This window comes from Pseudomonas sp. MDT2-39-1, from assembly GCF_054898085.1.
The window spans coordinates 6,019,208-6,045,697 of the sequence record NZ_CM142716.1 but is presented as its reverse complement, the minus strand read 5'-3'; the positions used below and the strand labels follow the sequence as shown (position 1 = coordinate 6,045,697).

General features: G+C 58.8%; 22 protein-coding genes and 1 pseudogene. 12 read left to right on the top strand and 11 right to left on the bottom strand.

Annotation, left to right across the window (positions count from 1 at the left end; translation table 11 throughout):
- Window positions 1–209 precede the first annotated feature (209 nt).
- Window positions 210–1,325 carry a Gfo/Idh/MocA family protein gene (locus tag ACYZTM_RS28115; RefSeq protein WP_461985869.1) on the top strand — a complete coding sequence of 372 codons (1,116 nt, stop codon included), beginning with the start codon at window positions 210–212 and terminating at the stop codon, window positions 1,323–1,325.
- 3 nt (window positions 1,326–1,328) lie between these two features.
- On the opposite strand, the gene ACYZTM_RS28110 is transcribed toward ACYZTM_RS28115, so the two are convergent.
- From ACYZTM_RS28110 to ACYZTM_RS28085, 6 genes and pseudogenes are all read right to left on the bottom strand, one after another.
- Window positions 1,329–1,727 carry a trimeric intracellular cation channel family protein gene (locus tag ACYZTM_RS28110; RefSeq protein WP_461985867.1) on the bottom strand — a complete coding sequence of 133 codons (399 nt, stop codon included), beginning with the start codon at window positions 1,725–1,727 and terminating at the stop codon, window positions 1,329–1,331.
- A gap of 24 nt (window positions 1,728–1,751) precedes the next feature.
- A pseudogene (locus ACYZTM_RS28105) lies at window positions 1,752–1,870 on the bottom strand (TRIC cation channel family protein).
- 494 nt (window positions 1,871–2,364) lie between these two features.
- The gene (locus ACYZTM_RS28100; RefSeq protein ID WP_131062780.1) at window positions 2,365–2,619 is read right to left on the bottom strand and encodes a DUF1652 domain-containing protein; all 255 of its coding nucleotides are present in this window, start codon (window positions 2,617–2,619) and stop codon (window positions 2,365–2,367) included.
- A gap of 195 nt (window positions 2,620–2,814) precedes the next feature.
- Window positions 2,815–4,311 (bottom strand): helix-turn-helix transcriptional regulator, encoded by a 1,497-nt coding sequence (locus tag ACYZTM_RS28095; RefSeq protein WP_131062779.1) that lies wholly within the window; start codon window positions 4,309–4,311, stop codon window positions 2,815–2,817.
- Window positions 4,312–4,632: 321 nt separating this feature from the next.
- Entirely contained in the window at window positions 4,633–5,916 is a 1,284-nt protein-coding gene (locus tag ACYZTM_RS28090; RefSeq protein ID WP_131062778.1) for a Zn-dependent hydrolase, read from the bottom strand.
- Between the two features lie 158 nt (window positions 5,917–6,074).
- Window positions 6,075–7,559: an NCS1 family nucleobase:cation symporter-1 gene (locus tag ACYZTM_RS28085; protein WP_461985863.1), complete on the bottom strand. Its 1,485-nt coding sequence runs from the start codon at window positions 7,557–7,559 to the stop codon at window positions 6,075–6,077.
- Between ACYZTM_RS28085 and ACYZTM_RS28080 the strand changes: the two genes are divergently transcribed.
- The 4 genes from ACYZTM_RS28080 (at window position 7,558) to preA (ending at window position 12,352) form a co-directional block, all read left to right on the top strand.
- Entirely contained in the window at window positions 7,558–7,851 is a 294-nt protein-coding gene (locus ACYZTM_RS28080; RefSeq protein ID WP_461985861.1) for a hypothetical protein, read from the top strand. The genes ACYZTM_RS28085 and ACYZTM_RS28080 overlap by 2 nt on opposite strands.
- A 261-nt stretch (window positions 7,852–8,112) precedes the next feature.
- A complete protein-coding gene (gene hydA, locus ACYZTM_RS28075) occupies window positions 8,113–9,552 on the top strand; it encodes a dihydropyrimidinase (RefSeq protein WP_438662133.1) in 1,440 nt (479 codons plus the stop codon).
- Between the two features lie 157 nt (window positions 9,553–9,709).
- Window positions 9,710–11,077 (top strand): NAD(P)-dependent oxidoreductase, encoded by a 1,368-nt coding sequence (locus ACYZTM_RS28070; protein ID WP_461985859.1) that lies wholly within the window; start codon window positions 9,710–9,712, stop codon window positions 11,075–11,077.
- Window positions 11,078–12,352 carry an NAD-dependent dihydropyrimidine dehydrogenase subunit PreA gene (gene preA, locus ACYZTM_RS28065; protein ID WP_461985857.1) on the top strand — a complete coding sequence of 425 codons (1,275 nt, stop codon included), beginning with the start codon at window positions 11,078–11,080 and terminating at the stop codon, window positions 12,350–12,352. It abuts the gene before it with no gap.
- A 141-nt stretch (window positions 12,353–12,493) separates the two neighbouring features.
- Here the strand turns inward: preA and ACYZTM_RS28060 are convergent, their stop codons facing one another.
- Window positions 12,494–13,114 (bottom strand): TetR/AcrR family transcriptional regulator, encoded by a 621-nt coding sequence (locus ACYZTM_RS28060; protein ID WP_084320882.1) that lies wholly within the window; start codon window positions 13,112–13,114, stop codon window positions 12,494–12,496.
- 138 nt (window positions 13,115–13,252) lie between these two features.
- Between ACYZTM_RS28060 and copC the strand changes: the two genes are divergently transcribed.
- Window positions 13,253–13,618, top strand: coding sequence for a copper homeostasis periplasmic binding protein CopC (gene copC / locus ACYZTM_RS28055; RefSeq protein ID WP_131062777.1), 366 nt, complete (start codon window positions 13,253–13,255; stop codon window positions 13,616–13,618).
- 3 nt (window positions 13,619–13,621) lie between these two features.
- Window positions 13,622–14,479 (top strand): copper homeostasis membrane protein CopD, encoded by an 858-nt coding sequence (copD, locus tag ACYZTM_RS28050; RefSeq protein WP_461985854.1) that lies wholly within the window; start codon window positions 13,622–13,624, stop codon window positions 14,477–14,479.
- Window positions 14,480–14,504: 25 nt separating this feature from the next.
- Here copD and ACYZTM_RS28045 read toward each other — a convergent pair whose 3' ends face one another.
- Window positions 14,505–15,305: a sulfite exporter TauE/SafE family protein gene (locus ACYZTM_RS28045; RefSeq protein ID WP_461985852.1), complete on the bottom strand. Its 801-nt coding sequence runs from the start codon at window positions 15,303–15,305 to the stop codon at window positions 14,505–14,507.
- A gap of 162 nt (window positions 15,306–15,467) precedes the next feature.
- Here ACYZTM_RS28045 and ACYZTM_RS28040 point away from each other — a divergent pair, with 162 nt between their 5' ends.
- Window positions 15,468–16,331 (top strand): MBL fold metallo-hydrolase, encoded by an 864-nt coding sequence (locus tag ACYZTM_RS28040; protein ID WP_461985849.1) that lies wholly within the window; start codon window positions 15,468–15,470, stop codon window positions 16,329–16,331.
- A gap of 36 nt (window positions 16,332–16,367) precedes the next feature.
- Here the strand turns inward: ACYZTM_RS28040 and ACYZTM_RS28035 are convergent, their stop codons facing one another.
- The 3 genes from ACYZTM_RS28035 to bkdR all read right to left on the bottom strand — a co-directional run bounded on the left by ACYZTM_RS28035 (window position 16,368) and on the right by bkdR (window position 21,290).
- Entirely contained in the window at window positions 16,368–17,876 is a 1,509-nt protein-coding gene (locus ACYZTM_RS28035) for a metallophosphoesterase (RefSeq protein ID WP_461985847.1), read from the bottom strand.
- Window positions 17,876–20,665, bottom strand: a complete 2,790-nt coding sequence (locus ACYZTM_RS28030; protein WP_461985845.1) for a TRAP transporter substrate-binding protein — start codon at window positions 20,663–20,665, stop codon at window positions 17,876–17,878. Before ACYZTM_RS28030 ends, ACYZTM_RS28035 begins: the two co-directional genes overlap by 1 nt.
- Window positions 20,666–20,801: 136 nt before the next feature.
- Window positions 20,802–21,290, bottom strand: a complete 489-nt coding sequence (bkdR, locus tag ACYZTM_RS28025; protein WP_016985245.1) for a Bkd operon transcriptional regulator BkdR — start codon at window positions 21,288–21,290, stop codon at window positions 20,802–20,804.
- A gap of 186 nt (window positions 21,291–21,476) precedes the next feature.
- Between bkdR and ACYZTM_RS28020 the strand changes: the two genes are divergently transcribed.
- The 4 genes from ACYZTM_RS28020 to lpdA are packed head-to-tail and all read left to right on the top strand — an operon-like array spanning window position 21,477 to window position 26,443.
- Window positions 21,477–22,712, top strand: a complete 1,236-nt coding sequence (locus ACYZTM_RS28020; RefSeq protein ID WP_461985843.1) for a thiamine pyrophosphate-dependent enzyme — start codon at window positions 21,477–21,479, stop codon at window positions 22,710–22,712.
- A 1-nt stretch (window position 22,713) separates the two neighbouring features.
- A complete protein-coding gene (locus ACYZTM_RS28015) occupies window positions 22,714–23,772 on the top strand; it encodes an alpha-ketoacid dehydrogenase subunit beta (RefSeq protein WP_131062768.1) in 1,059 nt (352 codons plus the stop codon).
- Window positions 23,773–25,044, top strand: coding sequence for a dihydrolipoamide acetyltransferase family protein (locus ACYZTM_RS28010; protein ID WP_131062767.1), 1,272 nt, complete (start codon window positions 23,773–23,775; stop codon window positions 25,042–25,044). It abuts the gene before it with no gap.
- A gap of 16 nt (window positions 25,045–25,060) precedes the next feature.
- On the top strand, window positions 25,061–26,443 hold the full coding sequence (gene lpdA / locus ACYZTM_RS28005; RefSeq protein WP_131062766.1) for a dihydrolipoyl dehydrogenase: 1,383 nt from the start codon (window positions 25,061–25,063) through the stop codon (window positions 26,441–26,443).
- Window positions 26,444–26,490: the final 47 nt, after the last annotated feature.

Genomic DNA, 26,490 nt, shown 5'->3' with positions numbered 1-26,490 from the left:
TGCCAGTCCGCTATCGCGAGCAAGCTCGCTCCCACAGTTTTATGCTCTGATCGGTATTAGTCTTAGGGCTGCTTTTTTGTTCACGTTGATCGTTCCCACGCTTTGCGAAGGAACGATCAACAAAAGAATATTTATTCCGACGATTGCAATAAGCGAATAGTTATTCCATAAAGTGCCTTCTGAAAATAAATTTCAAAAGGCCTTCCATCATGCGCGAACTCGGAATCGGACTCATCGGCACAGGTTTCATGGGCCGCGCTCACGCCCTGGCCTTTCGCAATGTCAGCGCAGTGTTCGAACTCCCCCTCAAGCTCAAACTGGCCGCCCTCGCCGACGCCGATCCACACCGAGCACGGCACTGCGCCGACGCCTGGGGATTCGAAACCGCACACACCGACTGGCAACAGCTGATCGATGACCCCAAGGTCAATCTGATCGCCATCACCACCCCCAATCATCTTCACTACCCCATGGCCATGGCCGCCCTCGCCGCTGGCAAACCGGTGTATTGCGAGAAGCCTTTGGCGGTGAATCTGCAGCAGGCCAACGCCATGCGTCAGGCGGCGAAAGCAGCGGGCGTGGTGACGCGGGTGGGTTACAACTATCAGCACAATCCGATGATCGGGCTGGCCCGGGAGCTGATCGACAGCGGCAAGCTGGGGCAGATCATCAGTTTCCAGGGTGAGTTCAGCGAAGACTTCATGGCTGACCCCGCTTCGCCGTGGACCTGGCGTTGCGACGCCGAGCACGCGGGCGGCGCGCTGGCGGATCTGGGCAGTCATTTGCTGGCAATGGCGCGCTATCTGGTGGGCGATGTCGAATCCGTATGCGCCGACACACAAACCGTACACCGGCAGCGTCCAGCGACGACGGGCAGCCAGGAACAACGGCACATTGCGGTCGACGATCAGGTCCACGCGTTGCTGCGATTTGCCAACGGCGCGCGCGGTACGTTCAGCAGCAGTTGGCTCAAGCATGGCTACAAGAATCACCTGAGCTTCGAGGTCAGCGGCACCGAAGGCACGCTGGCGTTCGATCAGGAGCGTTTAAACGAGCTGCGGCTTTTTCGCGCCGGTCAGGACGGTTTCCAGCGGTTGCTAGCGGGGCCGAATCTGCCAGGTTACGCGGCGTTCTGTCCGGCGGCGGGGCATCAGTTGGGATACAACGAACTCAAGACGCTGGAAGTGCATGACCTGGTGATGGCGCTGGCCGGCCTTTCCAAGGGTGGCACTGACTTTGAGCAAGCGTGGGAAGTCGAACGCCTGGCGACGGCAATCCGCTTGGCGGCCAACGAGTCACGCTGGGTCAGCATCGAGGACGTCTGAAGCTCAGGCGCCCATGACTTTCGGCAACTGCCAGCCGTAACTCACCGACAGCAATCGCAACGCCAGGCACGCTGCCCCCGCCAGCAACGCGCAGGCCACGGGCGGTACACCGCAACGCCGTCCGATAATCAGCACGGCGGCGCCGACAAAGGCCGAACTCGCATACAGATCGGCCTGCAACACCACCGGCACCCGCGCCAGCACGATGTCGCGCAGCACCCCGCCACCCACGCCGGTAATGGTGCCCATGAGCATCGACACAAACGGCGAGATGCCAAAATTCAGCGCCTTCTGCGCCCCGGCCACGGCGAACAACGCGAGCCCGGCGGCGTCCAGCACGATCAACGTCGAACCGGACCAGCTCAGCACCTGTTCATGCAGGACAAATGCGACCCCACCCATCAAAAAGGCCAGCGCCGGATAACGCTAATCGGCGACGGCATTGGGTGGCGTGGCGCCGATTAACAAGTCCCGGGTGACCCCACCGCCCAGAGCGACGATGAAGGCATCACCATCACCCCAAGCAGGTCGAGGTTGCTGCGCATGGCGCTGATCGCGCCTTCAACGGCAAACACCGCGGTGCCAACCAGGTCGGCCACCAACACGATTTTTTCAACACGGGGCTTCAACGATGCAGTCGCCCTGGCTTACTGCGTGACGCAACGGGTCAGCGTCGTTTCCCGGGTCACTTCCTCGGTCACTCGCGCGTCACCCATCACATCGGTTTGCTCAGTAGTTTCGCAAGTGCGTTCCGGAATAGGCGGTGGTGCCGCAGGCGGCGGAGGTGGCGGACTGGCGCAACCGCTGAGAATCGCTACGCAGAAGGCGAGCGACAGAGGCGAAAAAGCACGTTTCCCAAGACTGTTCATAGGCTGTCCCGCGATAAGTAATCGACACTTTCCGCGACCCGACACACCTACCGCGAAGCCGCGGATTGGTCACAGAAAACAATACCCTCGCATTTCTTATAGCCTAGCCAGCCGCCAATGCCAGCAAACAAGGCACTTTACCCCTTTTCAACCCTGAAAAACGACAGATCCTACGAAGCAGCGTCCGACCGTTGGTGCAAGCTGTTGCTCTCGAGCTCATAACGCAGCTCATCAATCAACGTCGTGACCGCTTCCGGGGTTCTGAGGTGCTCGACACTCAACCCACTGACCACCAGATCCACCTGCCCCGACACCGGGTGATACAGTTTTACCGTCACCGAGTTGTCACCCGACACGCTGCAATCACAAGCCAGCGGGGAAAAGTGCTGTTCCAGTTGCGCACGCAATTGCGTCAGATAAATCATCGCGATTCACCCATGGGCCGGCTGACCCCGTCGACTGAAAACCTGTTGAATTGGCCGAGCATGTGACTGTTCCTTAAGCTGTTTCGTAGAGGACACAACACCGGCAAAAGACCCGTGTCGCACCCTTACAGACTAAGAATTGCCACCGTCCGCCAAAACATCCATTTGCACTGCCCGAGCTAGTGCATTTGCACCTTATCGCTGACCCTTTGGTCTCCACTCGCTGGAGAACAAACCGCGCTCCCGTGCCCACACAATCGCCTCGCTGCGACTGTGCACATCCAGCTTTGAATACACCGTCGACACATGGTTGCGCACCGTGTTGGGCGCCAGTTTCAAGCGTGCGGCGATTTCCTTGTCCGCAAGGCCTTCGCAGATCAGGCCCAGCACATCGCGCTCGCGGGCAGTCAGGTCGGTGAAGGACACGCTGGGCAACTGCGGCGAGTTGATGTTCTTCACGTTGGCGAGTTTTTCGATCAGCGTGCGGGTGAACCAGGAGGCGTCTTTCATCACCTCCTCGATCGCCGCCACCAGCTCCAGCTCGGTGCGTTTGCGTTCGGTGATGTTCATCAACACCAGCAGGTAGCAAGGGTTGTCCTGAATATTCACAGTGTCGGCCGACACCGTGCAGTCAATCAAGGTCGAATCTTTCCTGCGGATCCTGACATCGACCCGATCCAGGCTTCCGGCCTTCTCCAGCGCCGCAAAGAGCCGGGTGCGCGCGCCCTTGTCATCGATAAAGTCGATCTCTGCAACCGTTTTGCCGAGCACTTCTTCACTGGGGTACGCGAGGGTATCCAGGAAGGCTTCGTTGACGTCGATCACCACCTGATCCCGCGCATCGCAGACCATTGTCGGTACCGGCGTCAGGCGAAACGCCTTGGCAAACCGCTCCTCGCTCTGACGCAGGGCGACCTCGGCCTTGTGCCGCGGCTCCATGTCGACGAAGGAAAACAGCATGCAGTCTTCCTCGTTGAACTCCAGCGGCTGCCCGGCGACGATCACCTGCTTGATGCCGCCGTCAGCCATTTTCAGCTCTGCCTGCATCTGCGGAATCGTGGCGTGCTCGCGTAGGCGCTCGATCGCCAGGTCTTTCTTTTCGGCACCTTCAAGGATGTCCAACTCATAAGTCGACACCCCAATTACTTGATCACGGGTATAGCCGGTCATTTCCAGGAAGCCCGCATTGACCTTGATGTAACGCAAGTCACTGAGACGACAGATCACCGCCGGCGCCGGGTTGGCGTTGAAGGTCTTTTCGAACCGCTGCTCGGCGCTCGCCCACTCCGTGACATCGTCCATGATCAACACCAACAACTCCGGCTCGCCAGCGCTGTCGGCCAGCACCAGGCTGCGCACGCTGTGAACCCAAGTGCGCTCTTCGTCATCGGCCGGCGTCACCTCCACCAGCACATCGCTGAACATCTCGCCTTTGGCAACGCGGCTGATCGGGTAATTTTCTGGCGGCAACGGGTGATTATTGCGATAGCGCAAGGCAAAGCGCTTGGCGTATTCCTTGGCATTGACGCCCAACTCGCCGATCCGACTGACGCCGTGCATGGCCAGCGCGGCATCATTGGCCCACAGGATCGTCTGATCCAGCTCCAGCAGAATCACCCCGTCGGACAAACCGGCGATGATCTGCTGCAACTGACGGCGATTGGTTTCGGTGGTCAGGACGTCCTGGCTCATTGGCTCTCCACGGATGCGGCGGCGCAGTGACGCGCCGCCTGTGAAGATTACGACCGCGGGGGGGTGGGATAGTGCGAAGCAGGTGCAGCGACTGGGCACGTGTAGCAGCTGTCGAGCTTGCGAGGCTGCGTTCGGCGACGAAGTCGTCGCTGGATCCGGCACTGCGGTGTATCAGGACGATCCAGCATTCAGGATTTACGACGACTGCGTCGCCGAACGCAGCCTCGCAGGCTCGACAGCTGCTACGAACAGTGTGAAGGATGACGATTGAGGCATCGGGTTTGTGACGTGCGCTGATAGTTTCAGCGCACGTCACGGGTTTCAGGCCGCCAACTGGCCGCTGGCAATCGCTGCCGACGCCGCCAGCATCGCCCGCAACAACACCGCACACCCGCCTGCCAGATCATCCGGCGCGGCGTTTTCGATTTCGTTGTGGCTGATGCCGCCTTCGCAGGGCACGAAGATCATCCCGGCCGGGCCAAGTTCGGCGAGGAAGATCGCGTCGTGCCCTGCGCCGCTGACGATGTCCATGTGCGATAGCCCCAGACCTTGAGCGGCGCCGCGTACCGCTTCGACGCAACCCTTGTCGAAGTAAAGCGGCGGGAAGTCGGCGGTGGGCGTGAGTTCGAAGGTCAGGCCGTGTTCTTCGCAGGTGGTTTCGATGACTTCGCGGACTTCGGCAATCATCGAATCCAGCCGCGCCGGTTCCAGATGCCGAAAGTCGAGGGTCATGCGCACTTCGCCGGGGATGACGTTGCGTGAGCCGGGATAGGCTTGCAGGCAACCCACGGTGCCGCAGGCGTGAGGTTGATGGCCGAGGGCGGCGCGGTTGACGGCACCGACGATCACCGCGGCGCCGACCAGGGCGTCCTTGCGCAGGTGCATCGGCGTCGGGCCGGCGTGGGCTTCGACGCCGCGCAGTTTCAGGTCGAACCATTTCTGGCCGAGGGCGCCCATTACCACGCCGATGGTTTTGTGTTCGTCTTCGAGGATCGGGCCTTGCTCGATGTGCGCCTCGAAATAGGCACCGACGGCGTGGCCGCTGACCTTGCGTGGGCCGGCGTAGCCGATGGCATTGAGGGCTTCGCCAACGGTGACGCCCTCGGCATCGACCTTGGCCAGGGTTTCTTCGAGGGTGAATTTTTCCGCGAACACACCGGAGCCCATCATGCACGGGGCGAAGCGCGAGCCTTCTTCGTTGGTCCAGACCACCACTTCCAACGGTGCTTCGGTTTCCACGCCGAGGTCGTTGAGGGTACGCAGCACTTCGACGCCGGCCAGTACACCGAAGCAGCCGTCGAACTTGCCGCCGGTGGGTTGGGTGTCGATGTGGCTGCCGGTCATTACCGGTGGCAGGTTCGGGTTACGGCCGGGGCGGCGGGCGAAGATGTTGCCGACGGCGTCGATGCTGACGGTGCAACCGGCCTCTTCGCACCAGTTGACGAAGATGTCCCGGGCCTGACGGTCCAGGTCGGTCAGGGCCAGGCGGCAGACGCCTCCCTTGACCGTGGCGCCGAGTTTGGCCAGGTCCATGAGCGACTGCCACAAGCGGTCGCGGTTGATGTGCTGATGGGTGGACTGCAGAACGTCTACAGCAGCGTTCATGATGATCTCCTCAGGCAGTTTTGTTATAGGTTTCTTCAGGCTGATCGTTGTCGTTTTTGAGGCCGCCTTCGCGGGCAAGTCGGATCGCCGCACCGCTCGCTCCTACAGGTTCGCGTACTCCTTGTAGGAGCGAAGCTTGCTCGCGAAGAGGCCAGTGTTTACACCGCAGATTTCGCGATTGATGGATCAGGTCGCACCGAACACAACCCGTAATAAATCAGCCCTCCCAGCGCCGAGCCGGTAAACCAGCCATAGCTGTAAAACCAGCTAAACGCATCGCTGCCCAGCGACAGCACCGTCAGCATCACCGGCACTCCGAAGGCAATAAACCCGAACCAGTTCCACGCCGGGTACACGTCGTCGCGATACAACCCGGCCAGGTCCAGTTGCTGTTTCTTGATCAGGAAATAGTCCACTACCATGATCCCGGCGATCGGGCCCAACAGGCTCGAATAACCCAGTAGCCAGTTGGAATACACCGTCTCCAGGCTTAAATCCGAGACGATCAACCCGAGCTTCTTCAAGAGCTCATGGGCCATCAGCGCCAGACCGACCAGGCCGGTGAGCAACACCGCTGTGGTGCGGTTGATGAGCTTGGGCGCGACGTTCTGGAAGTCGTTGGTCGGCGAAACGATGTTGGCCGCGGTGTTGGTCGACAACGTGGCGATGATGATCAGCGCCATGGCCAATGCAACCCAGACCGGGCTCTGGATATGGCCGATCAGGGTGACCGGATCCGAGACGCTGACGCCCACCAGTTTGACCGATGCAGCCGTCATCACCACGCCCAGCGAGGCGAACAGGAACATGGTCAGGGGCAAGCCGATAATCTGCCCGACGATCTGATCTTTCTGGCTTTTCGCATAGCGGCTGAAGTCCGGAATGTTCAGGGACAACGTGGCCCAGAACCCGACCATGGCGGTCAGCCCGGCGGCGAAGTAACTGACCACGCTGGCCCCTTCCGGACGCTTGGGCGGGATCGCCATCAATTCGGTCATCGATACGTTCGGCATGGCCCACACCAGCAGCCCTACGCCCACCAGCACCAACAACGGCGCCGAGAGGGTTTCGAGCCATTTGATCGAGTCCGCACCGCGAATCACCACCCACAGGTTCAAGGCCCAGAACACCATGAAGCCGATCACTTCACCGGTCCCGCCGAGCGCTTTCCAACCGTCGAACACCGAGCCGAGAAACAGGTGAATGGCCAGTCCGCCGAACATCGTCTGTATGCCGAACCAGCCGCACGCCACCAGCGCTCGGATCAGGCACGGAATGTTGGAACCGAGAATGCCGAAGGACGAACGCAGCAACACCGGAAACGGAATGCCGTACTTGGTGCCGGGAAAGGCGTTCAGGGTCAGCGGGATCAGCACGATGATGTTGGCGAACAGAATCGCCAGCAACGCTTCGCCGACGCTCAGGCCGAAATAGGCGGTGAGCACACCACCGAGGGTGTAGGTCGGCACGCAGATTGCCATGCCAACCCACAAGGCGGTGATGTGCCATTTGTTCCAGGTACGTTCGCGCACCTTGGTCGGTGCCATGTCGTGGTTATAACGGGGACTGTCGAGGACGTCGGTCCCGGCTTCGAGCTCAAACAAGCCGTCGCGCTCGGTCACTTGCGATCTGATCTGTTGCATGGCCGCTCCACTGTTCTTTGAATTATTTTTTGCTCATCAGGGGCTGGCGGCATCAATAAACGTGCCGGGCACCCTGTTTGCGCATCGGGCAGTTCCACAAAAACTTCGCAACCAACTGATGTTTATCAGTTTTTATAAAGAGTCCGGATATGCCGTCGGTTATTTGCTTGTTCACTCAGGCCGAATGCCAGGCAAGTTGTCCGAACAGTCAGGGCTCAATCTGGTGCATGCCTGTTTTTTTCAAAGTTGCGCATCAACCATAGACCATCCTCAAGCAGCTGATTTCACATAAGAAATCTCGTTCATTTTTAGAACCTGTCAAGTGCGTCAAAATGGTTCGAGGCCACACCATTTTGGTGATTTTAAGTTTTAATCGTTATTTATCAACGTTTTAAAACAGTCATAAGCTTATAAAAAATATTCTTGCTCATTCCATAAACTCAGACTAGCTTCTATTCCTGACAGCGTTGACAGGAATACCCCTGTTTGCGTCGGCTTCATATAAAACATTTAGAACCGACATAAGTCGGTCATTGCCTGCGAGGAACTCGGAATGTCTCTGTTGATCCGTGGCGCCACCGTAATTACCCATGATGAAAGTTATCGCGCCGACGTCTATTGCGCCGACGGCGTGATTAAAGCCATCGGCGAAAATCTTGATGTTCCCGCAGGTGCCGAAGTGCTCGACGGCAGCGGCCAATACCTGATGCCCGGCGGCATCGACCCGCACACGCACATGCAATTGCCCTTCATGGGCACCGTGGCCAGTGAGGACTTTTTCAGCGGCACGGCAGCGGGTCTGGCCGGCGGTACGACTTCAATCATCGACTTTGTGATTCCTAATCCCCAGCAATCCTTGATGGAGGCTTTCCATCAATGGCGCGGCTGGGCCGAGAAATCGGCGTCGGATTACGGTTTCCACGTCGCCATCACCTGGTGGAGCGAACAAGTTCGCGAGGACATGGCGGAGCTGGTCAGCCAGCACGGGGTCAACAGCTTCAAGCATTTCATGGCGTACAAGAACGCGATCATGGCGGCCGATGACACCTTGGTGGCGAGTTTCGAGCGCTGCCTGGAACTCGGTGCGGTGCCAACGGTGCACGCGGAAAACGGCGAGCTGGTCTATCACCTGCAACGCAAGTTGATGGCCCAGGGCATGACCGGCCCGGAAGCACATCCGTTGTCCCGCCCTTCGCAGGTTGAAGGTGAAGCGGCCAGTCGGGCGATCCGCATCGCCGAAACGCTAGGCACGCCGTTGTACCTGGTGCATGTCTCGACCAAGGAAGCCCTCGACGAAATCACCTACGCCCGCAGCAAGGGTCAACAAGTCTACGGAGAAGTCCTGGCCGGGCATTTGCTGCTGGACGACAGCGTCTATCAACACCCGGACTGGCAGACCGCCGCCGGTTACGTGATGAGCCCGCCCTTCCGTCCTCGCGGCCATCAAGAGGCGCTTTGGCACGGCCTGCAATCGGGCAACCTGCACACCACCGCCACCGACCATTGCTGCTTCTGCGCCGAACAAAAAGCCGCCGGCCGTGACGATTTCAGCAAGATCCCCAACGGCACCGCCGGTATCGAAGACCGCATGGCCGTGCTCTGGGATGAAGGGGTGAATACCGGGCGTTTGTCGATGCAGCACTTCGTCGCGCTGACCTCAACCAACACCGCGAAGATCTTCAATCTCTACCCGCGTAAAGGGGCGATTCGCGTGGGTGCGGATGCGGACCTGGTGCTGTGGGATCCGGAGGGGACGCGCACGATTTCGGCGAAAACCCATCACCAGCAAGTCGACTTCAACATCTTCGAAGGCAAGACCGTACGCGGCGTGCCGAGCCATACCGTGAGCCAGGGCCGGGTGGTTTGGGCCGATGGTGATCTGCGGGCTGAGCGTGGAGCCGGGCGGTATGTCGAACGGCCGGCGTATCCGGCGGTGTTTGATTTGCTGAGCAAGCGGGCTGAGTTGAACAGGCCGACGGCTGTGAAACGCTAAGATCGAGGCCTTCGGCCTTCGCGGGCAAGCCTCGCTCCTACAGGGGAACGCATTCCAAAAGTAGGAGCGAGGCTTGCCCGCGAAGAGGCCCGCCCAGGCAGAACAAATACCAATGCCCGATAGAGGCATCACCTGAAATAACCGTGAGGCCAACACCGTGATCAAGAGCCTGAACCACCTCCCGCACCCCTACGAAAATGCAGCCGCCCTCGCCGGCCATTTCACCGACCTTGCGCCACCACTCAACGACCGTCAGGCGCATCTGGAAGCCTCGCGCTGCCTGTATTGCTATGACGCGCCGTGCGTTAATGCCTGTCCAAGCGAGATTGACATTCCGTCGTTCATTCGCAATATCCATCAGGAAAACGTCCAGGGCGCTGCGCAGAAAATCCTCTCGGCGAACATCCTCGGCGGCAGCTGCGCCCGGGTGTGCCCGACGGAAATCCTCTGCCAGCAAGCCTGCGTGCGCAACAACGATCACGAATGCGCACCGGTATTGATCGGCCTGTTGCAGCGTTATGCCGTCGACAACGCGCACTTCAGCGAACACCCCTTCCAGCGCGCCGCCGCCACCGGCAAACGCATCGCCGTGGTCGGTGCCGGCCCGGCCGGGTTGTCCTGCGCTCACCGCAGTGCGATGCATGGCCACGACGTGGTGATTTTCGAGGCCCGGGAAAAGGCTGGTGGCCTCAACGAATACGGGATTGCCAAGTACAAACTGGTGGACGACTACGCGCAGAAGGAACTGGACTTTCTTATGGCGATTGGCGGCATCGAAATCCGCCACGGCCAGAAACTCGGCGAAAACCTGACCCTTAGTGAACTGCATCAGCAATTCGACGCGGTGTTCCTCGGTCTCGGCCTGGCCGCCAGTAAACAACTCGGCTTGCCTCACGAGGATGCACCCGGCCTGCTGGCGGCAACCGATTACATCCGCGAACTGCGCCAGGCGGATGACCTGAGCCAACTGCCCCTGGCGGATCATTGCATCGTCCTCGGTGCCGGAAACACGGCCATCGACATGGCCGTGCAAATGGCTCGCCTCGGGGCTCGCGACGTGAACTTGGTGTACCGCCGCGGTGCCGAGGAAATGGGCGCCACCGGCCACGAACAGGACATCGCCAAGGCCAATCAAGTGCGTCTGCTGACCTGGGCACAGCCCGAAGAAGTGCTGCTCGACGACCAAGGTAACGTACGCGGCATGCGCTTCGCCCGCACGCATGTGGTCGAGGGTCGCCTGCAAACCACTGGCGAAACCTTCGAAATGGCCGCCGACGCGATTTTCAAAGCCATCGGCCAGGCCTTCGATGCAAGCGCCCTCGCCGATCCGCTGGCACGCGAACTCAAGCGTCAGGGCGATCGAATCGAGGTCGATGAACAGCTGCGCACCAGCATCCCCGACGTGTATGCCGGCGGCGACTGCACCAGCCTCGATCAGGACCTCACCGTGCAAGCCGTGCAGCATGGCAAACGGGCTGCCGAAGCCATCAACGCTCAACTGATGCTCAACGTGGAGGCTGCGTAAATGGCCGATCTTTCGATTGTCTTCGCTGGCATCAAATCCCCTAACCCGTTCTGGCTGGCCTCCGCGCCGCCGACCGACAAGGCCTACAACGTGGTTCGTGCCTTTGAGGCTGGCTGGGGTGGCGTGGTCTGGAAAACCCTGGGTGAAGACCCGGCGGCGGTCAACGTGTCTTCGCGTTACTCGGCGCTCTTCGGTGCCAACCGAGAAGTGGTGGGTTTCAACAATATCGAGCTGATCACCGACCGTTCGCTGGAGATCAACCTGCGGGAAATCACCCAGATCAAAAAGGACTGGCCGGATCGCGCGCTGATCGTGTCGCTGATGGTGCCCTGCGTCGAAGAGTCCTGGAAATTCATCCTGCCGCTGGTGGAAGCCACCGGCGCCGACGGCATCGAGCTGAACTTCGGCTGCCCGCACGGCATGCCGGAACGGGGCATGGGCGCGGCGGTCGGCCAGGTGCCGGAGTACGTCGAGCAAGTCACCCGCTGGTGCAAGACGTACTGCTCGCTGCCGGTGATCGTCAAGCTCACGCCGAACATTACCGACATCCGCGTCGCCGCCCGTGCGGCCCATCGAGGCGGGGCCGATGCGGTGTCGCTGATCAACACCATCAATTCGATCACCAGCGTCAATCTGGAGCGCATGGTCGCCAATCCCGCCGTCGGCAGCCAAAGCACCCACGGCGGTTATTGTGGTTCGGCGGTGAAGCCGATTGCGCTGAACATGGTCGCCGAAATCGCCCGCGATCCACAGACTCAAGGCCTGCCGATCTCCGGCATTGGCGGCATCGGCAGCTGGCGCGATGCGGCGGAATTCATCGCCCTGGGCAGCGGCTCGGTGCAGGTGTGCACGGCGGCGATGCTGCACGGCTTCCGGATTGTCGAGGAGATGAAGGACGGGTTGTCACGCTGGATGGACAGTCAGGGTTACGCCAGCATCTCGGAATTTTCCGGCCGGGCGGTGGGCAATACCACGGACTGGAAGTACCTGGACATCAACTATCAGGTGATCGCGAAGATTGACCAGCAAGCGTGCATTGGTTGCGGACGCTGCCATATCGCTTGCGAAGATACCTCGCACCAAGCAGTCGCCAGCCTGAAGCAGGCGGACGGGACGCATAAGTATGAAGTGATTGATGATGAGTGCGTGGGCTGCAATCTGTGCCAGATCACCTGCCCGGTGGAGGATTGCATTGAGATGGTGCCGATGGAGAATGGGAAGCCGTTTCTGGATTGGAATCATGATCCGAGGAATCCCTATCATGTTGTCGTTTGAGATCTGCGTCGTCTGAGCTGACGCCTTCGCGGGCAAGCCTCGCTCCTACAGGGGTTGTGTCGATCATTGAACGGTGGTTCGACACAAACCCTGTAGGAGCGAGGCTTGCTCGCGAAGGGGCCGGTAGCCATCCGCAAAATCTCATGGCTCCAACCCAATCCCCCGCAAAATCACACTCGTCACCGTCTGCACCGCCCGCTCGAACTGCATGTCCGACAGCGGCTGATGATCATTCAAAATGTTCACCTGATGATCAAAATCCGCGTAATGCTGGGTCGACGCCCAGATCATGTACAGCAAGCTTGAAGGCTCCACCGGGAGGATGCGTTTGTCGTCCACCCACTGACGAATTTTTGCTTCTTTCATCTTGGCCCAGTCATACAGGCTCGCGTCCAGCGCCACGCCCAGTGTGGGTGCGCCGTGGATGATTTCGTTGGCCCAGACTTTCGAACCATAAGGCCGGCTACGGGAGTGGTTCATCTTGGCGCGGATGTAGCTGCTGAGCACCACGCGCGGGTCGTCGAACATCTCGAAGCACAACGCGTCCTGCTTCCAGACTTCCAGCAGATCGAACAGCACCGCGCTGTACAGCTCGGTCTTGGTGCTGAAGTAGTAATGCAGATTGGAGCGCGGCAGTTGCACTTCAGCGGCAATGTCGGCCATGGCGGTGCCGCCGAAGCCTTTTTCGGCGAAGACCTTTTCGGCCCCCAGCAAAATCTTCTCGACGTTACTGCGACGAATCTCGATCTTGTGATTGCCCATGAAGCCTCCCTGACAACAGCGTTGGCCAAGACTAGCATCCGCTCTACCTCGCGGCGACATGGGAAAACGAAACATCGTTTACCCAGGTTCTCGCAGGTAAACTGGCGCCTCTTCGAACTTGCCTCTGAGGTCTTCACGATGCTGCTCAAGAAAGCCCTGACCACCGCCGCCCTCCTTGGCTCGCTGCTCGCCGCCTCGTCGGTGTTCGCCCATGCCCATCTGAAAAGCCAGACCCCGGCCGCCGACAGCACCGTGGCAGCGCCAACGGAACTGCGCTTGGTGTTTTCCGAAGGCGTTGAAGCGACGTTCACCAAGGTCACGATCAGCAAGGACGGTGCCGATGTGCCGGTGAAAAACCTGGCCACCGAAGGCAGTGACAAGAACACCCTGATCGTCACCCCAGCCGCACCACTGGCGGCCGGCGCATATAAAGTCGAATGGCGTGCGGTGTCGGTCGATACCCACAAAAGTGAAGGTGCGTACAGCTTCAAGGTTGGCCAGTAATTCATGACGAGCGCGATGGTGCTGTGCCGCTTTCTGCATTTCACCGTGGTGCTGATGCTGTTCGGGGCCTGGGTGTTCAGGCCTGTGCTTTCAGGCCGTGACACGGCGCTGGATCAGCCGCTGGCGCGAGTGACTCGCTTGCTTGCGGCGGTGACGCTGGTCAGTGGGGTGTGCTGGTTGCTGCTGATCACTGTCAGCATGGCCGGGGCCTGGGACGCGGCGCTCGATCCATCGACCCTGCGGCTGGTGGTGGGCAACACGTTTTTCGGTCAGGTCTGGCGCTGGCATCTGCTGTTCAATGTTCTGTTGGTGGCGTTGCTGCTGACCCCATTGCGCTCCAGCATGCCCCTGCGCATTGGCCTCGCGAGCCTGCTGTTGGCAACCCTTGCCCCGGTTGGTCACGGTGCCATGCTTGATGGCCTTCAAGGTCAATTGCTGATCCTCAATCAAATCATTCACCTGACCTGCGTCGGCGCCTGGCTCGGCGGGTTGATGCTGTTGGTGATGATCCTGCGGCAACCGACGGGCCATGCAGTCAGCGCAATACTGCTGCGTTTCAGTGGCGTCGGTTACGCCTTGGTCGCCGGTTTGCTGGTGACCGGGTTGATCAACGTACGCGTGCTCACCGGGCAGTTATGGCCGACGCCGTTGCTGTCCGGGTTTGCGTTGATTCTGCTGATCAAGGTGGTGTTGGTGGCCATGATGCTGGGGTTGGCGTTGTTTAATCGGTTGCGGATCAAGGCGTGCGAACAACGCCCGGCGACGCTGAAAACCAGCGTGATCGTGGAATGGTTGTTGGGGATTGGCGCGGTGGCGGCAGTTTCCCTGCTGGGCGCCCTGCCCCCGATGATCGTGAACTGAAACCGATATTTCGGCAAAGACAAACTCAGGCTCTAACCAGCATGTACACCGCGACGATCAGACAAACACTGGCGAACCCAACCTGCAGTGCCCGCGCCGGCACCCTGGCGCAAATCTGTCGGCCGATGATCATGCCAACGATGCTGGCGACAATGAACGCCCCACCCAATGCGTCAATCCTGACCCCGGCATGAAATGCGCCGATCACCCCGACGGCGGAAATCAGACTGATCACCATCAAGGAAGTGGCGACGATGCCGCGCATCTGCACATCGGTCAGTTGCTTGAACGCAGGCACGATCAGAAAGCCACCACCCACCCCGAGTAGCCCGGAAACAACACCGGTCACCGCGCCCAGTGCCGCCAGGGTCGCGGTGCATTTGGCGGTCCAGGAAAAACGCCCGGTCTGCTGATCGAGCATGCAGTTTTTCTGGCCCCAGTTGGCGTGGCCGTGGTCGCTCGGCCCTTCGTCCTGGCGCTCACGACGCAGCATCCGCCAGGCCACCATGACCATCAGCAGACTGAACAGGATCATCAGGATTTTTTCCGGCAACTGATGGGCGAAGTAGATCCCGACCGGTGAAAAAATCGCCCCCAGCAGTGCGATCAGCAACGCCGCGCGATAGCGCACCAGGCCATGGCGCAAACCATCAATGGCTCCGACCGCCGCCGCACTGCCCACCGCGAACAATGCCACCGGCGCGGCCTGGGTCATGGTCAAACCCAGCCCCAGCACCAGGGCCGGCACCGCAAGAATGCCGCCACCGGCCCCGGTCAATCCAAGGACCAGGCCCATCACCACACCAAAAAAACTCGCCAACAACATAAAACGCTCGTGATCCGCGAAAAAAAGCCGGGAACGCCCGGTATCGATGAGTGACAGGATAGAGCCCGTGCGGATTTTTTCCTTCATGAATTAACGCAGGGCTGGTCAGCGCAGGGAAAATGAAACTACCCTCTTGGCTTGTCCTGAAAGAAAACGGCCACCATGCCTGCCTTGATTGAAGCTTTTTTAGACCCTGCCTCGTCGACCTACAGCTACGTGATCTACGAAGGAAATGGCGGTCAATGCGCCATCGTCGACCCGGTCCTCGACTACGACCCCGCCGCCGGGCGCACCGCCACCACCCAAGCCGACAAGATCATCGCCTTCGTTCGCGACCATCAGCTGCACGTGCAATGGCTGCTGGAAACCCACGCCCATGCCGATCACCTGTCTGCCGCTCCGTATCTGCGTCGGGAGCTGGGTGGCAAAATCGCCATTGGCCAGTCGATCAGTAAGGTTCAGGACGTGTTCAAAACCCTGTTCAACCTTGAGCCGGAATTTCGCAGCGACGGTTCGCAATTCGACCATCTGTTCGCCCCGGACGAGTCGTTCATGATCGGCAACCTCAAGGCCACGGCCCTGCATGTGCCCGGCCATACGCCGGCGGACATGGCTTATTTGATCGACGGTGATGTGATCCTGGCGGGCGATACCTTGTTCATACCGGACGTGGGCACTGCCCGTTGCGACTTCCCTGGCGGCAACGCCAACCAGATGTTCGCCTCGATTCACAAACTGCTGGCCTTCCCCGCCAGCGTTCGGCTCTACGTCTGCCACGACTACCCGCCCGAAGGCCGCGAATCCCGGTGCATGACCACGGTGGGCGAGCAGCGAAAAAGCAACATCCATATCCATGACGGCGTGGATGAAGCGGCATTCGTCGCCATGCGCACCCAGCGGGATGCCGGGTTGGGCATGCCGATGCTGTTGCTGCCGGCGATTCAGGTGAATGTGCGGGCGGGGAATTTGCCGCCGGCGGAAGATAATGGCGTGACCTACCTGAAAATCCCGATCAACAAGTTGTAGCTCCGCGAGCTAAGACCGTTACCGGGACATCGCTTGTCATAAACATTCTTTGACGCCAGGAATAGTGAAACTGCCACTGCCTGACTCCGACATCTGCCAAAGTTGTAGTTTGGCGGTTTTACGCGGATCACCCGGTGGCACAACTACAGCGGAGTAACACGGCTTCAAATCCTCTGGATTCAATTGACGCAGAGCCTGAACAGTTGTGATGTGTTTAGCGTCTGCTATTGCCTGGAAGGCTCTGTCATCGACCAGACGCTGGAATGCGCCCGTGTTTACCACGGTGATGGTTTTGTCATTCTGCACAGCGACATCCCAATTCTTTTCCCAGCGATGGGTGTGCCCATAGACAAACAGCCTGAAGTCCCCTAGCTCTTGACGACGCTGGTTTAGGTGATTCTTGAAAATAGTTTTCTTCGGAACCAATAACCCAGCAACCAATGCACCCAATTCGCCGTGACAGAGGTTTGTTTTGCTTACAAGCATCGTATTCTTGCAAAGCATCTCCAGCTCTTCATCTGGCATCTTTTGTACCATTTCATCCAATTCTTTTCGCAGTGCCTGTCCCGAAGCATCGTTGACCTCAATTAACTGCCTGAACTCATCTTTCTCCGGAAGCCCGTTGGTAAACAACCGATACCCTGATTTTTTAGCGGCTTTAATGCTGAAGGGTTTTTCTGGTTTTTCATCTGTTCCCAAGGATGACATTTTTTGCGCTGGGGTCGTTTCGAAAATATTGAAGGCGATGAAACGCCCCACATCGGCCACACTTCCCCACAATCCCCGATCACCCATGCGATACCGGGCACCGGCGGTTTCCGGGTTGAGGTTGTCAATCACCGGGTATTGTCTTTCCTGCTCATTAAACAGTTTCTGAACGAAACGCTCTCCCCAGGGGCGGATCATCAGTTCTTTGCCATTGCCACCCACAGTGGTGACTTTGGGCCATTGGTCAAATGCGTTCACATCCTTGCCGATCTGTTGCCCGTGTTCCGCGACAATACGCTTGTCATCGGATCTCCAGATCCCTTCGGTTACCAAAATGACGCGACCGCTCGGAGCATCCAGACTTGTGGCCAGCGGCGCCCAGACTTCCGGCACCAAAAGGGCTGCGTCATGATTGCCGGGCACAACATGAATTTTATTGCTGCCTAGTTTCGAGAACGCCTTCAACGCTTCGAGGTCGGCGGAATGTGCCAATGTTATGCGTCGCGTCAGGTCAACCAGTTCGGGGACCGAACAACCGGCACCCGCACCACTGCCGTCACAGTGAATATCATCAGGCAACTGCCAAAGCTCCAGGAAGTCGCCGACGATAACCAAATCCACTTCGTCATTCCCTTCTCTGGATATAGCTTTCAGAAACCCCTCAAGTGCATGCGTCCACCTGAAATCCTCATAAGGGTGCCACTTCTGATCGGCATTCTTCCCCAACCCGAAATGTAAGTCGCTGATAAAAACACTATATCGCGCCTGAGCGTCGGTGACCGTCAACAGCAAAAAACTGGAAAAGGCCAGAATGGCAGCTCCGCGTAGATAGCTCATCATTGCACTCCTTGTTGCGAATAGGACGGGCCGGCGCACATGCGCAGTTCATGGTTGCCAATAATTTGAAACTCCAGCGCCATGTCGGCGTAGCCCGACTCCTCACCGTAAGCATCAATAGTTTTCTGTAGCGCGCGATTGAACACATCAACGAAGCGTGCCGGTTCACCAGTGGTTCTTAGGTCTTGAGCGACCGTGACAAAACTAACCGCAAGACGAACCCCAAAATCCGTATTAACCTGGAAGGGAGAAGCCACGATGGCGCTCATTCCGTTATCCACCAGTAGTTTCACAAACTGACGACTTGCCGTAGAGGCCCCTACGGTGGAACAAGCTGCTAAAACGGCCACGCTTCCTGGCATGAATCGACGGTTGACATCCGTATCCAGAACCCGGCTGGGAAGGCCTTTGGAAGAAAAGGTGATATCGCCCTCTCCGTGATGAGCAAGCAGCACCAGTGCGTTACTGGTCGTTTGCGCGGCGCCGCCAGGAGGGCTGATGTATTTCACCAGAGCGGTGTTGTCCTGATACCAGTTGAGATTTGATCCCTGAATGCGCCAATCCTCCTGGCTCAACAGCTTGAGCATTTCCGGGCTAGCACCATCGAGATCGGTTGGAATCGCGAAATCCCAACTGTTCACGCATGCATCAGGTGCTGCTTTTTGAGCATCCTGAAGTGGTTGAACGACAGTGACACGGTGACTGAACAACGCATTTGGGGCATTGGCTCCCAGCATCGCCAGCGGCAGGTATTGAATCCTCCCAACCTTATCAAAATAGCGAACCAGCACGATGGGTGATGACGCCTGGGCGGATAGCTGCTGCATCGCCTTTTTCGCCTTACCGGCCTCTTCTTTGTCCCGATCAGAGCGCCCGATAAACAGCGCATTGGTCATGCGCGTGACAACATCCGCATAAGGTTGAGGCTCACCTATCCTGTCACGTGCCTCGATGATTGAGCCCGGCAGCATGCTTTGCTGCCCCAGGAACAGCGAAAGATTGCCTTTAAGCTCCCATGCATAGACTGGCGGGTTACTTCCGTTTTTTTCAGCGGCCTCAAACTCCTTCCGATCTACATAAACAGCCACCGTCCTTGGGTTCCCGACACTCGAATCAGCCTCAAACAAATGAAGCGCCGAATCCGCTGGCGCGTTCCCCGCATGCGCATCTCCTAATTCAAGCAACCCAGACAACCCGGCGACTAGTTGTCCTCCGAAAACGCCTGCGCCACAGCTTTCCGAACTTGCCTCACCTTTCGCGGTAACAGGAACACTGACAACCAGATAGTCCAGCGGCTTGACACCGGCTACATCCCAGATCGAAACCACAACTCGAGCACACCCAGTGCTGCGTGCCATCAAGGACCATCGAAGAGGTTTACTCACTGAGAGTTTTTCCGCCATCGCACTGAGGGTGATCTGTTTATTCTGAACCTGCTGGCGGTAACCCGTATCGCCGGCATCGGGTACCAGGCGTTTGCGACTGATGATCATCCGGGCGGCGGTAAAATCTGAACCTTCCAACGGTTCGAGTAGCCCTCCCATCAAAACCGGTTTGATCAGCAACTGAATGTCACCTTTGCTGTCATCGATTTTTTCTTGAAGTTGCTTACTGATGGCGTCGGCTAGCGCAGAGGGGTAATCGCCCCGTCCCAAGTCCAGAACGAAATCGTATGGCGTTTCAAGCGCCAGCGTAGAGGCCACATCGCCATCTGATTCAAACCAGGCATTCCAGCTCAAAGAGGCACGTTTCAAGTCCTCAGATGATTGCGCTTTGGCTTTGGCTTCTCTGACAAGTTGCGGACCGATGCTAGAGATGGTCTTTTCCTGCCCCTTATTCAGTGCAATACGCCATTGCGCACGCATGGCCTCATCGATGTTCAACGAAGCGGTATCGCGAGAATACCGTATGACGTTTTTCGCTCTGGTTTCCCGTGCGGTGACATTGGCAGTGACATAACTTTCCGTGTCACTGATGGCCTGAGAAATATTTGTTTGCTCCTGCGGTGTCAACGCTGTGAACTTGTCATCCTTGTAAATCGCGACCAATCCGTCGAAGCGATGATTGCTTTGCGTTACAAAGGGCGGTTTAAGTTTCGATGCCTCGTCCCACGTGACCTCAGCCGCGTCGATTTGGCCTAGTTTCAACTTCGAATCAATCTCACCATCCGCCATCTTTACCGTTTTGGCGCCTACGTTCGAAAGATCTATCGACTTATAACTATTCGTTGAATAAGCGACGGTGCTCCCTTCAAAATCGTTAGGTGAGCGTCTAGGAAGTTGGCTGGCGATCACCCGTGTTCCGCCATACCAAACCCCCCCCAGCGCACTTAATCCTTTCGCGTTGAGTTGGCTGGACAGCTCTGGTTTAAGTTGCCAACCGGTAAAAAATGCGTTGGGTTTTTTATCGGTGAAAGAAAATGGTAAATCGTAAATACCAAATCCCGGGATGAAATCCGCCAAAACAGCGACCGGCACAATGGCCACATCGATTTCGCCCTTCTGAACTCGCTGAATAGCTTCGCTGGCAGAGGCGACATCCAGGGTGTTGATTTGAGCCGAACCTTGAAGTGCATCATTGAGGCGAGGTGTCGCCTGATCAAAAAACTCATCTTTGGGGATGGCGACATCTATCTGAACCCGGTGTTCGTCTGCAGCAAGCAGCGGCGGCCCACTAAAACCCAGAATGAGAAAACTCCCCAGAACACAACTCGTAACCCAGCGGGGCAAAAGCCGCCAGCATTGCGCTGACGCGGGGCGAACACTTCTATTGCTTACGCAGCCAGCCATATGCCCGCCCTCCGTGCCGGTGACCGACACTTGCCTGTGATTCGGCGTTTGCAGAGGAGGACGACTGACTCTCTTTTGCGTCTTATGAATAAAGCACTAAGCCAGCATTATGGCAAAGTGCAGTCAGATGAACGGACTAGCTGCCTAGTGTTAAGCCATTCGCGGGCAACGGCAGCGCCGTCTTGTAGCGCACTTGCTTAAGCGCAAAGCTTGAGCGGATATTTGCCACACCGGGGACCTTGGTAAGGAAGTCCATCATGAAGCGCTCCAGCGACTGAATGGTCGGCACCAGCACCCGGATCAGATAGTCCGGGTCGCCCGCCATCAAGTAGCACTCCATCACCTCCGGGCGATCCGAAATCGCTTCCTCGAAATGCTGCAACGCCTCTTCCACCTGTTTCTCCAGGCTCACGTGAATGAACACATTCACATGCAGCCCCAGCAGGTCGGCATCCAGCAGCGTCACTTGCTCGCGAATCAGCCCCAGTTCCTCCATCGCCTTGACCCGGTTGAAGCATGGCGTCGGCGACAGGTTGACCGAGCGTGCGAGGTCAGCGTTGGTGATGCGCGCGTTCTCCTGAAGGCTGTTCAAAATGCCGATATCGGTACGGTCCAGTTTGCGCATGAGAAAAAACCACCTGTTTTTTATGTTTATGCAGATTTTTTATCCTCAAATGATCTCCAGTGCAATGAAACAGAGATAAATATTCTTCTGCGCCGGGCCTATGATGTTTGTAGGACAAGATTTCCATAACACGTGGAATGACGGTCAGCTCACTACAAGAAATTCACAAGATCGAGCGTAGAAGCCATGAACCAAGCGTACGAACCGCTGCAACTGCACGTTCCCGAACCATCGGGCCGTCCTGGCTGCAAAACCGACTTTTCCTACCTGCGTCTGACCGACGCCGGCACGGTGCGCAAACCCCCAATCGACGTTGAACCGGCCGACACCGCCGACTTGGCCAAAGGCCTGATCCGCGTGCTCGACGACCAGGGCAACGCCCTCGGTCCATGGGCTGAAGGCGTACCGACCGAGATCCTGCGTCAAGGCATGCGCGCCATGCTCAAGACGCGGATCTACGACAACCGCATGGTGGTCGCCCAGCGTCAGAAAAAAATGTCGTTCTACATGCAGAGCCTTGGCGAAGAAGCCATCGGCAGCGGCCAGGCCCTGGCGCTGAACGTCGATGACATGTGCTTCCCGACTTACCGCCAGCAAAGCATTCTGATGGCGCGGGAAGTGCCGCTGGTGGACCTGATCTGCCAACTGCTGTCCAACGAGCGCGATCCGCTCAAGGGCCGTCAGCTGCCGATCATGTACTCGGTCAAAGACTTCGGCTTCTTCACTATTTCCGGCAACCTCGCCACCCAATTCGTACAGGGAGTGGGCTGGGGCATGGCGTCGGCGATCAAGGGCGACAGCAAAATCGCCTCGGCGTGGATCGGCGACGGCGCCACCGCTGAATCCGACTTCCATACCGCCCTCACCTTCGCTCACGTCTACCGTGCGCCAGTGATCCTCAACGTGGTCAACAACCAGTGGGCGATCTCGACGTTCCAGGCGATTGCCGGTGGTGAAGCCACTACGTTCGCCGGTCGTGGCGTCGGTTGCGGCATTGCCTCCCTTCGGGTCGACGGCAACGATTTCGTCGCGGTTTACGCCGCCTCTGCCTGGGCTGCTGAACGCGCCCGCCGCAACCTCGGCCCGACCATGATCGAATGGGTTACCTACCGCGCCGGCCCGCACTCCACTTCCGATGATCCGTCCAAATACCGTCCGGCCGACGACTGGAGCTACTTCCCGTTGGGCGACCCGATTGCGCGCCTGAAGCAGCACCTAATCAAAATCGGTCAGTGGTCCGAAGAAGAACACGTTGCCGTCAGCGCCGAACTGGAAGCCGAAGTGATTGCCGCGCAGAAAGAAGCCGAGCAGTACGGCACCCTCGCCGGTGGCCAGATTCCGAGCGCCGCGACCATGTTCGAAGACGTCTATAAAGAGATGCCGGAGCACTTGAAGCGCCAGCGTCAAGAGTTGGGGATCTGACATGAACGATCACAACAACAATATTCAGCCGGAAACCGCCATGACCACGACCACCATGACCATGATCCAGGCCCTGCGCTCGGCCATGGATGTGATGCTTGAGCGTGACAACAACGTCGTGGTGTTTGGCCAGGACGTCGGCTACTTCGGCGGCGTGTTTCGCTGCACCGAAGGCCTGCAGAACAAGTACGGCACCTCCCGGGTGTTCGATGCGCCGATCTCCGAAAGCGGCATCGTCGGCGTCGCCGTGGGCATGGGTGCCTATGGTCTGCGACCAGTGGCCGAGATTCAGTTCGCCGATTACGTGTACCCGGCGTCGGACCAGATCATTTCCGAAGCCGCGCGCCTGCGTTATCGCTCGGCCGGCGAGTTCACCGCACCGATGACCCTGCGCATGCCTTGCGGCGGCGGCATCTACGGCGGCCAGACCCACAGCCAAAGTATCGAAGCGATGTTCACCCAGGTCTGCGGCTTGCGCACGGTCATGCCGTCCAACCCTTACGACGCCAAAGGCCTGCTGATCGCCTCCATCGAAAACGATGACCCGGTGATCTTCCTTGAGCCAAAACGCCTGTACAACGGCCCGTTCGATGGCCACCACGACCGTCCGGTAACCCCGTGGTCGAAACACCCGGCTGCACAAGTCCCGGATGGCTACTACACCGTGCCGCTGGACGTTGCCGCCATCGCCCGTCCGGGCAAAGAAGTGACCATCCTGACCTACGGCACCACCGTTTACGTCTCGCTAGTTGCCGCGGAAGAAACCGGGATCGACGCTGAAGTCATCGACCTGCGCAGCCTGTGGCCGCTGGACCTGGACACCATCGTCAAGTCGGTGAAGAAAACCGGCCGCTGCGTGATCGTTCACGAAGCGACCCGTACTTGTGGCTTCGGCGCCGAACTGGTCGCCCTGGTGCAAGAGCATTGCTTCCATCACCTGGAAGCGCCGATCGAACGCGTCACCGGTTGGGACACTCCCTACCCGCACGCGCAAGAGTGGGCGTATTTCCCTGGTCCGTCCCGAGTGGGCGCGGCTTTGAAACGGGTCATGGAGGTCTGAATGGGCACGCACATCATTAAGATGCCGGACATTGGTGAAGGCATTGCAGAAGTTGAATTGTCGGTGTGGCACGTCAAGGTCGGCGACATGGTCGTCGAAGATCAAGTGCTGGCCGATGTGATGACCGACAAGGCGATGGTCGACATCCCTTCGCCAGTGCACGGCAAGGTGATTGCGCTGGGCGGTGTGCCGGGCGAGGTCATGGCAGTTGGCAGCATCCTGATCAGCATCGAAGTCGAAGGCGCGGGCAACGTTAAAGAGTCGGCCCAGCCTGCACCTGTTAAAGAAGCGCCGGTTGCAGCGCCGAAAGCTGAAGCCGTGGTGGCAAGCAAACCGGTCGCGGCCGCAGCGCCACGAGCCGCCGTTTGCCAAGGCCCGATGGTCGCTCGCGAAGCCGACGAACGCCCGCTGGCCTCCCCGGCCGTGCGCAAACATGCGCTGGACCTCGGCATCCAGTTGCGTCTGGTCCGTGGCACCGGCCCTGCGGGTCGCGTGCTGCACGAAGACCTCGACGCTTATCTGGCTCAGGGTCAGCAACCGCAATCGACCGTGGCCGCCGCTTACGCCCAGCGTAACGACGAAGAACAAATCCCGGTCATCGGCTTGCGCCGCAAGATCGCTCAGCGCATGCAGGACGCCACGCAGCGCGCCGCTCACTTCAGTTATGTCGAAGAAATCGACGTGACCGCCGTGGAAGAACTGCGCGCGCACCTGAACGAAAAACACGGTGCGACCCGTGGCAAGCTGACTTTGCTGCCATTTCTGGTCCGCGCCCTGGTCGTCGCCCTGCGCGACTTCCCGCAGATCAACGCCCGTTACGACGACGAAGCGCAGGTCATCACTCGCCTAGGTGCTGTCCACGTGGGCATCGCTACGCAAGCCGACGTCGGCTTGATGGTGCCGGTGGTGCGTCACGCCGAAGCCCGCAGCTTGTGGGACAACGCTCAGGAAATCTCCCGTTTGGCCACCGCCGCACGCAATGGCAAGGCCAGCCGCGATGAACTGTCCGGCTCGAGCATCACCCTGACCAGCCTCGGCGCGTTGGGCGGTATCGTCAGCACGCCGGTGCTGAACCTGCCGGAAGTGGCGATCGTCGGCGTCAACAAAATTGTCGAACGCCCGATGGTCGTCAAAGGCCAGATCGTGATTCGCAAGATGATGAACCTCTCCAGCTCCTTCGATCACCGCGTGGTCGATGGCATGGACGCGGCGCAATTCATCCAGGCCGTTCGTGGTCTGCTCGAACAACCCGCCACCCTGTTCGTGGACTGATTTTAGAGGAGCATGCATGCAAACCTTGAACACCACGCTGCTGATCATCGGTGGCGGCCCTGGCGGTTATGTGACGGCGATCCGTGCCGGCCAGCTGGGCATCTCGACCATTCTGGTGGAAGGCGAATCACTGGGCGGTACCTGCCTGAACATCGGCTGCATTCCGTCGAAGGCGTTGATTCACGTCGCTGAACAGTTCCACCAGACGCAGCATCACAGCCAGCATTCGGCGCTGGGCATCAGCGTTTCGGCACCGACCCTCGACATCAGCAAGAGCGTCGAATGGAAGGATGGCATCGTCGATCGCCTGACCACCGGCGTCGCGGCCCTGCTGAAAAAGAACAAAGTCCAGGTCATTCAAGGCTGGGCCAAAGTGATCGACGGCAAAACCGTTGACGTGGGCGACACGCGGATCCAGTGCGAGCACCTGGTGCTGGCGACCGGTTCGAAAAGCGTAAACCTGCCGATGCTGCCGATTGGCGGGCCGATCATCTCCTCCACCGAAGCCTTGGCGCCGACGTCCGTGCCAAAACGGCTGGTCGTGGTCGGTGGCGGTTACATCGGTCTGGAGCTAGGGATTGCCTATCGCAAACTGGGCGCTGACGTGAGCGTGGTCGAGGCGCAGGAGCGCATTCTGCCGGCCTACGATGCCGAACTGACCCAGCCGGTACACGACGAACTGAAAAAACTCGGCGTGAAGCTTTACTTGAAGCATAGCGTCCAAGGCTTTGATTCTGCTAGCAATACACTGCAAGTTCTTGAGCCGGGTGGCGATACCCTGAACCTGGAAACGGATAAGGTATTGGTGGCCGTCGGTCGCAAACCAAACACCCAGGGCTGGAATCTTGAAGCACTGAATCTGGACATGAACGGTTCGGCGATCAAGATCGACAACCGCTGCCAGACCAGCATGCGCAATGTGTACGCCATCGGCGACCTGAGCGGCGAACCGATGCTCGCGCACCGGGCCATGGCTCAGGGCGAGATGGTTGCCGAACTGATCAGCGGCAAGTCCCGCGAGTTCAACCCGACCGCCATTGCAGCCGTGTGCTTTACCGACCCGGAACTGGTGGTCGTCGGCCAGACCCCGGACGACGCCAAGGCTGCGGGCCTGGACTGCATCGTTTCCAGCTTCCCGTTCGCGGCCAATGGCCGGGCGATGACGCTGGAATCCAAAAGCGGCTTCGTGCGTGTCGTGGCACGGCGTGACAATCATGTGATTGTCGGCTGGCAAGCGGTGGGCGTGGGCGTTTCGGAGTTGTCGACGGCGTTTGGTCAAAGCCTGGAAATGGGTGCGCGGCTGGAAGACATCGCTGGCACCATCCATGCGCATCCAACGCTGGGCGAGGCGGTGCAGGAAGCGGCTTTGCGTGCGTTGGGGCATGCGCTGCACCTGTGATTCAGAACAATGGATGGCGGCATAGATGGCCCCATCGCTAGCAGGCT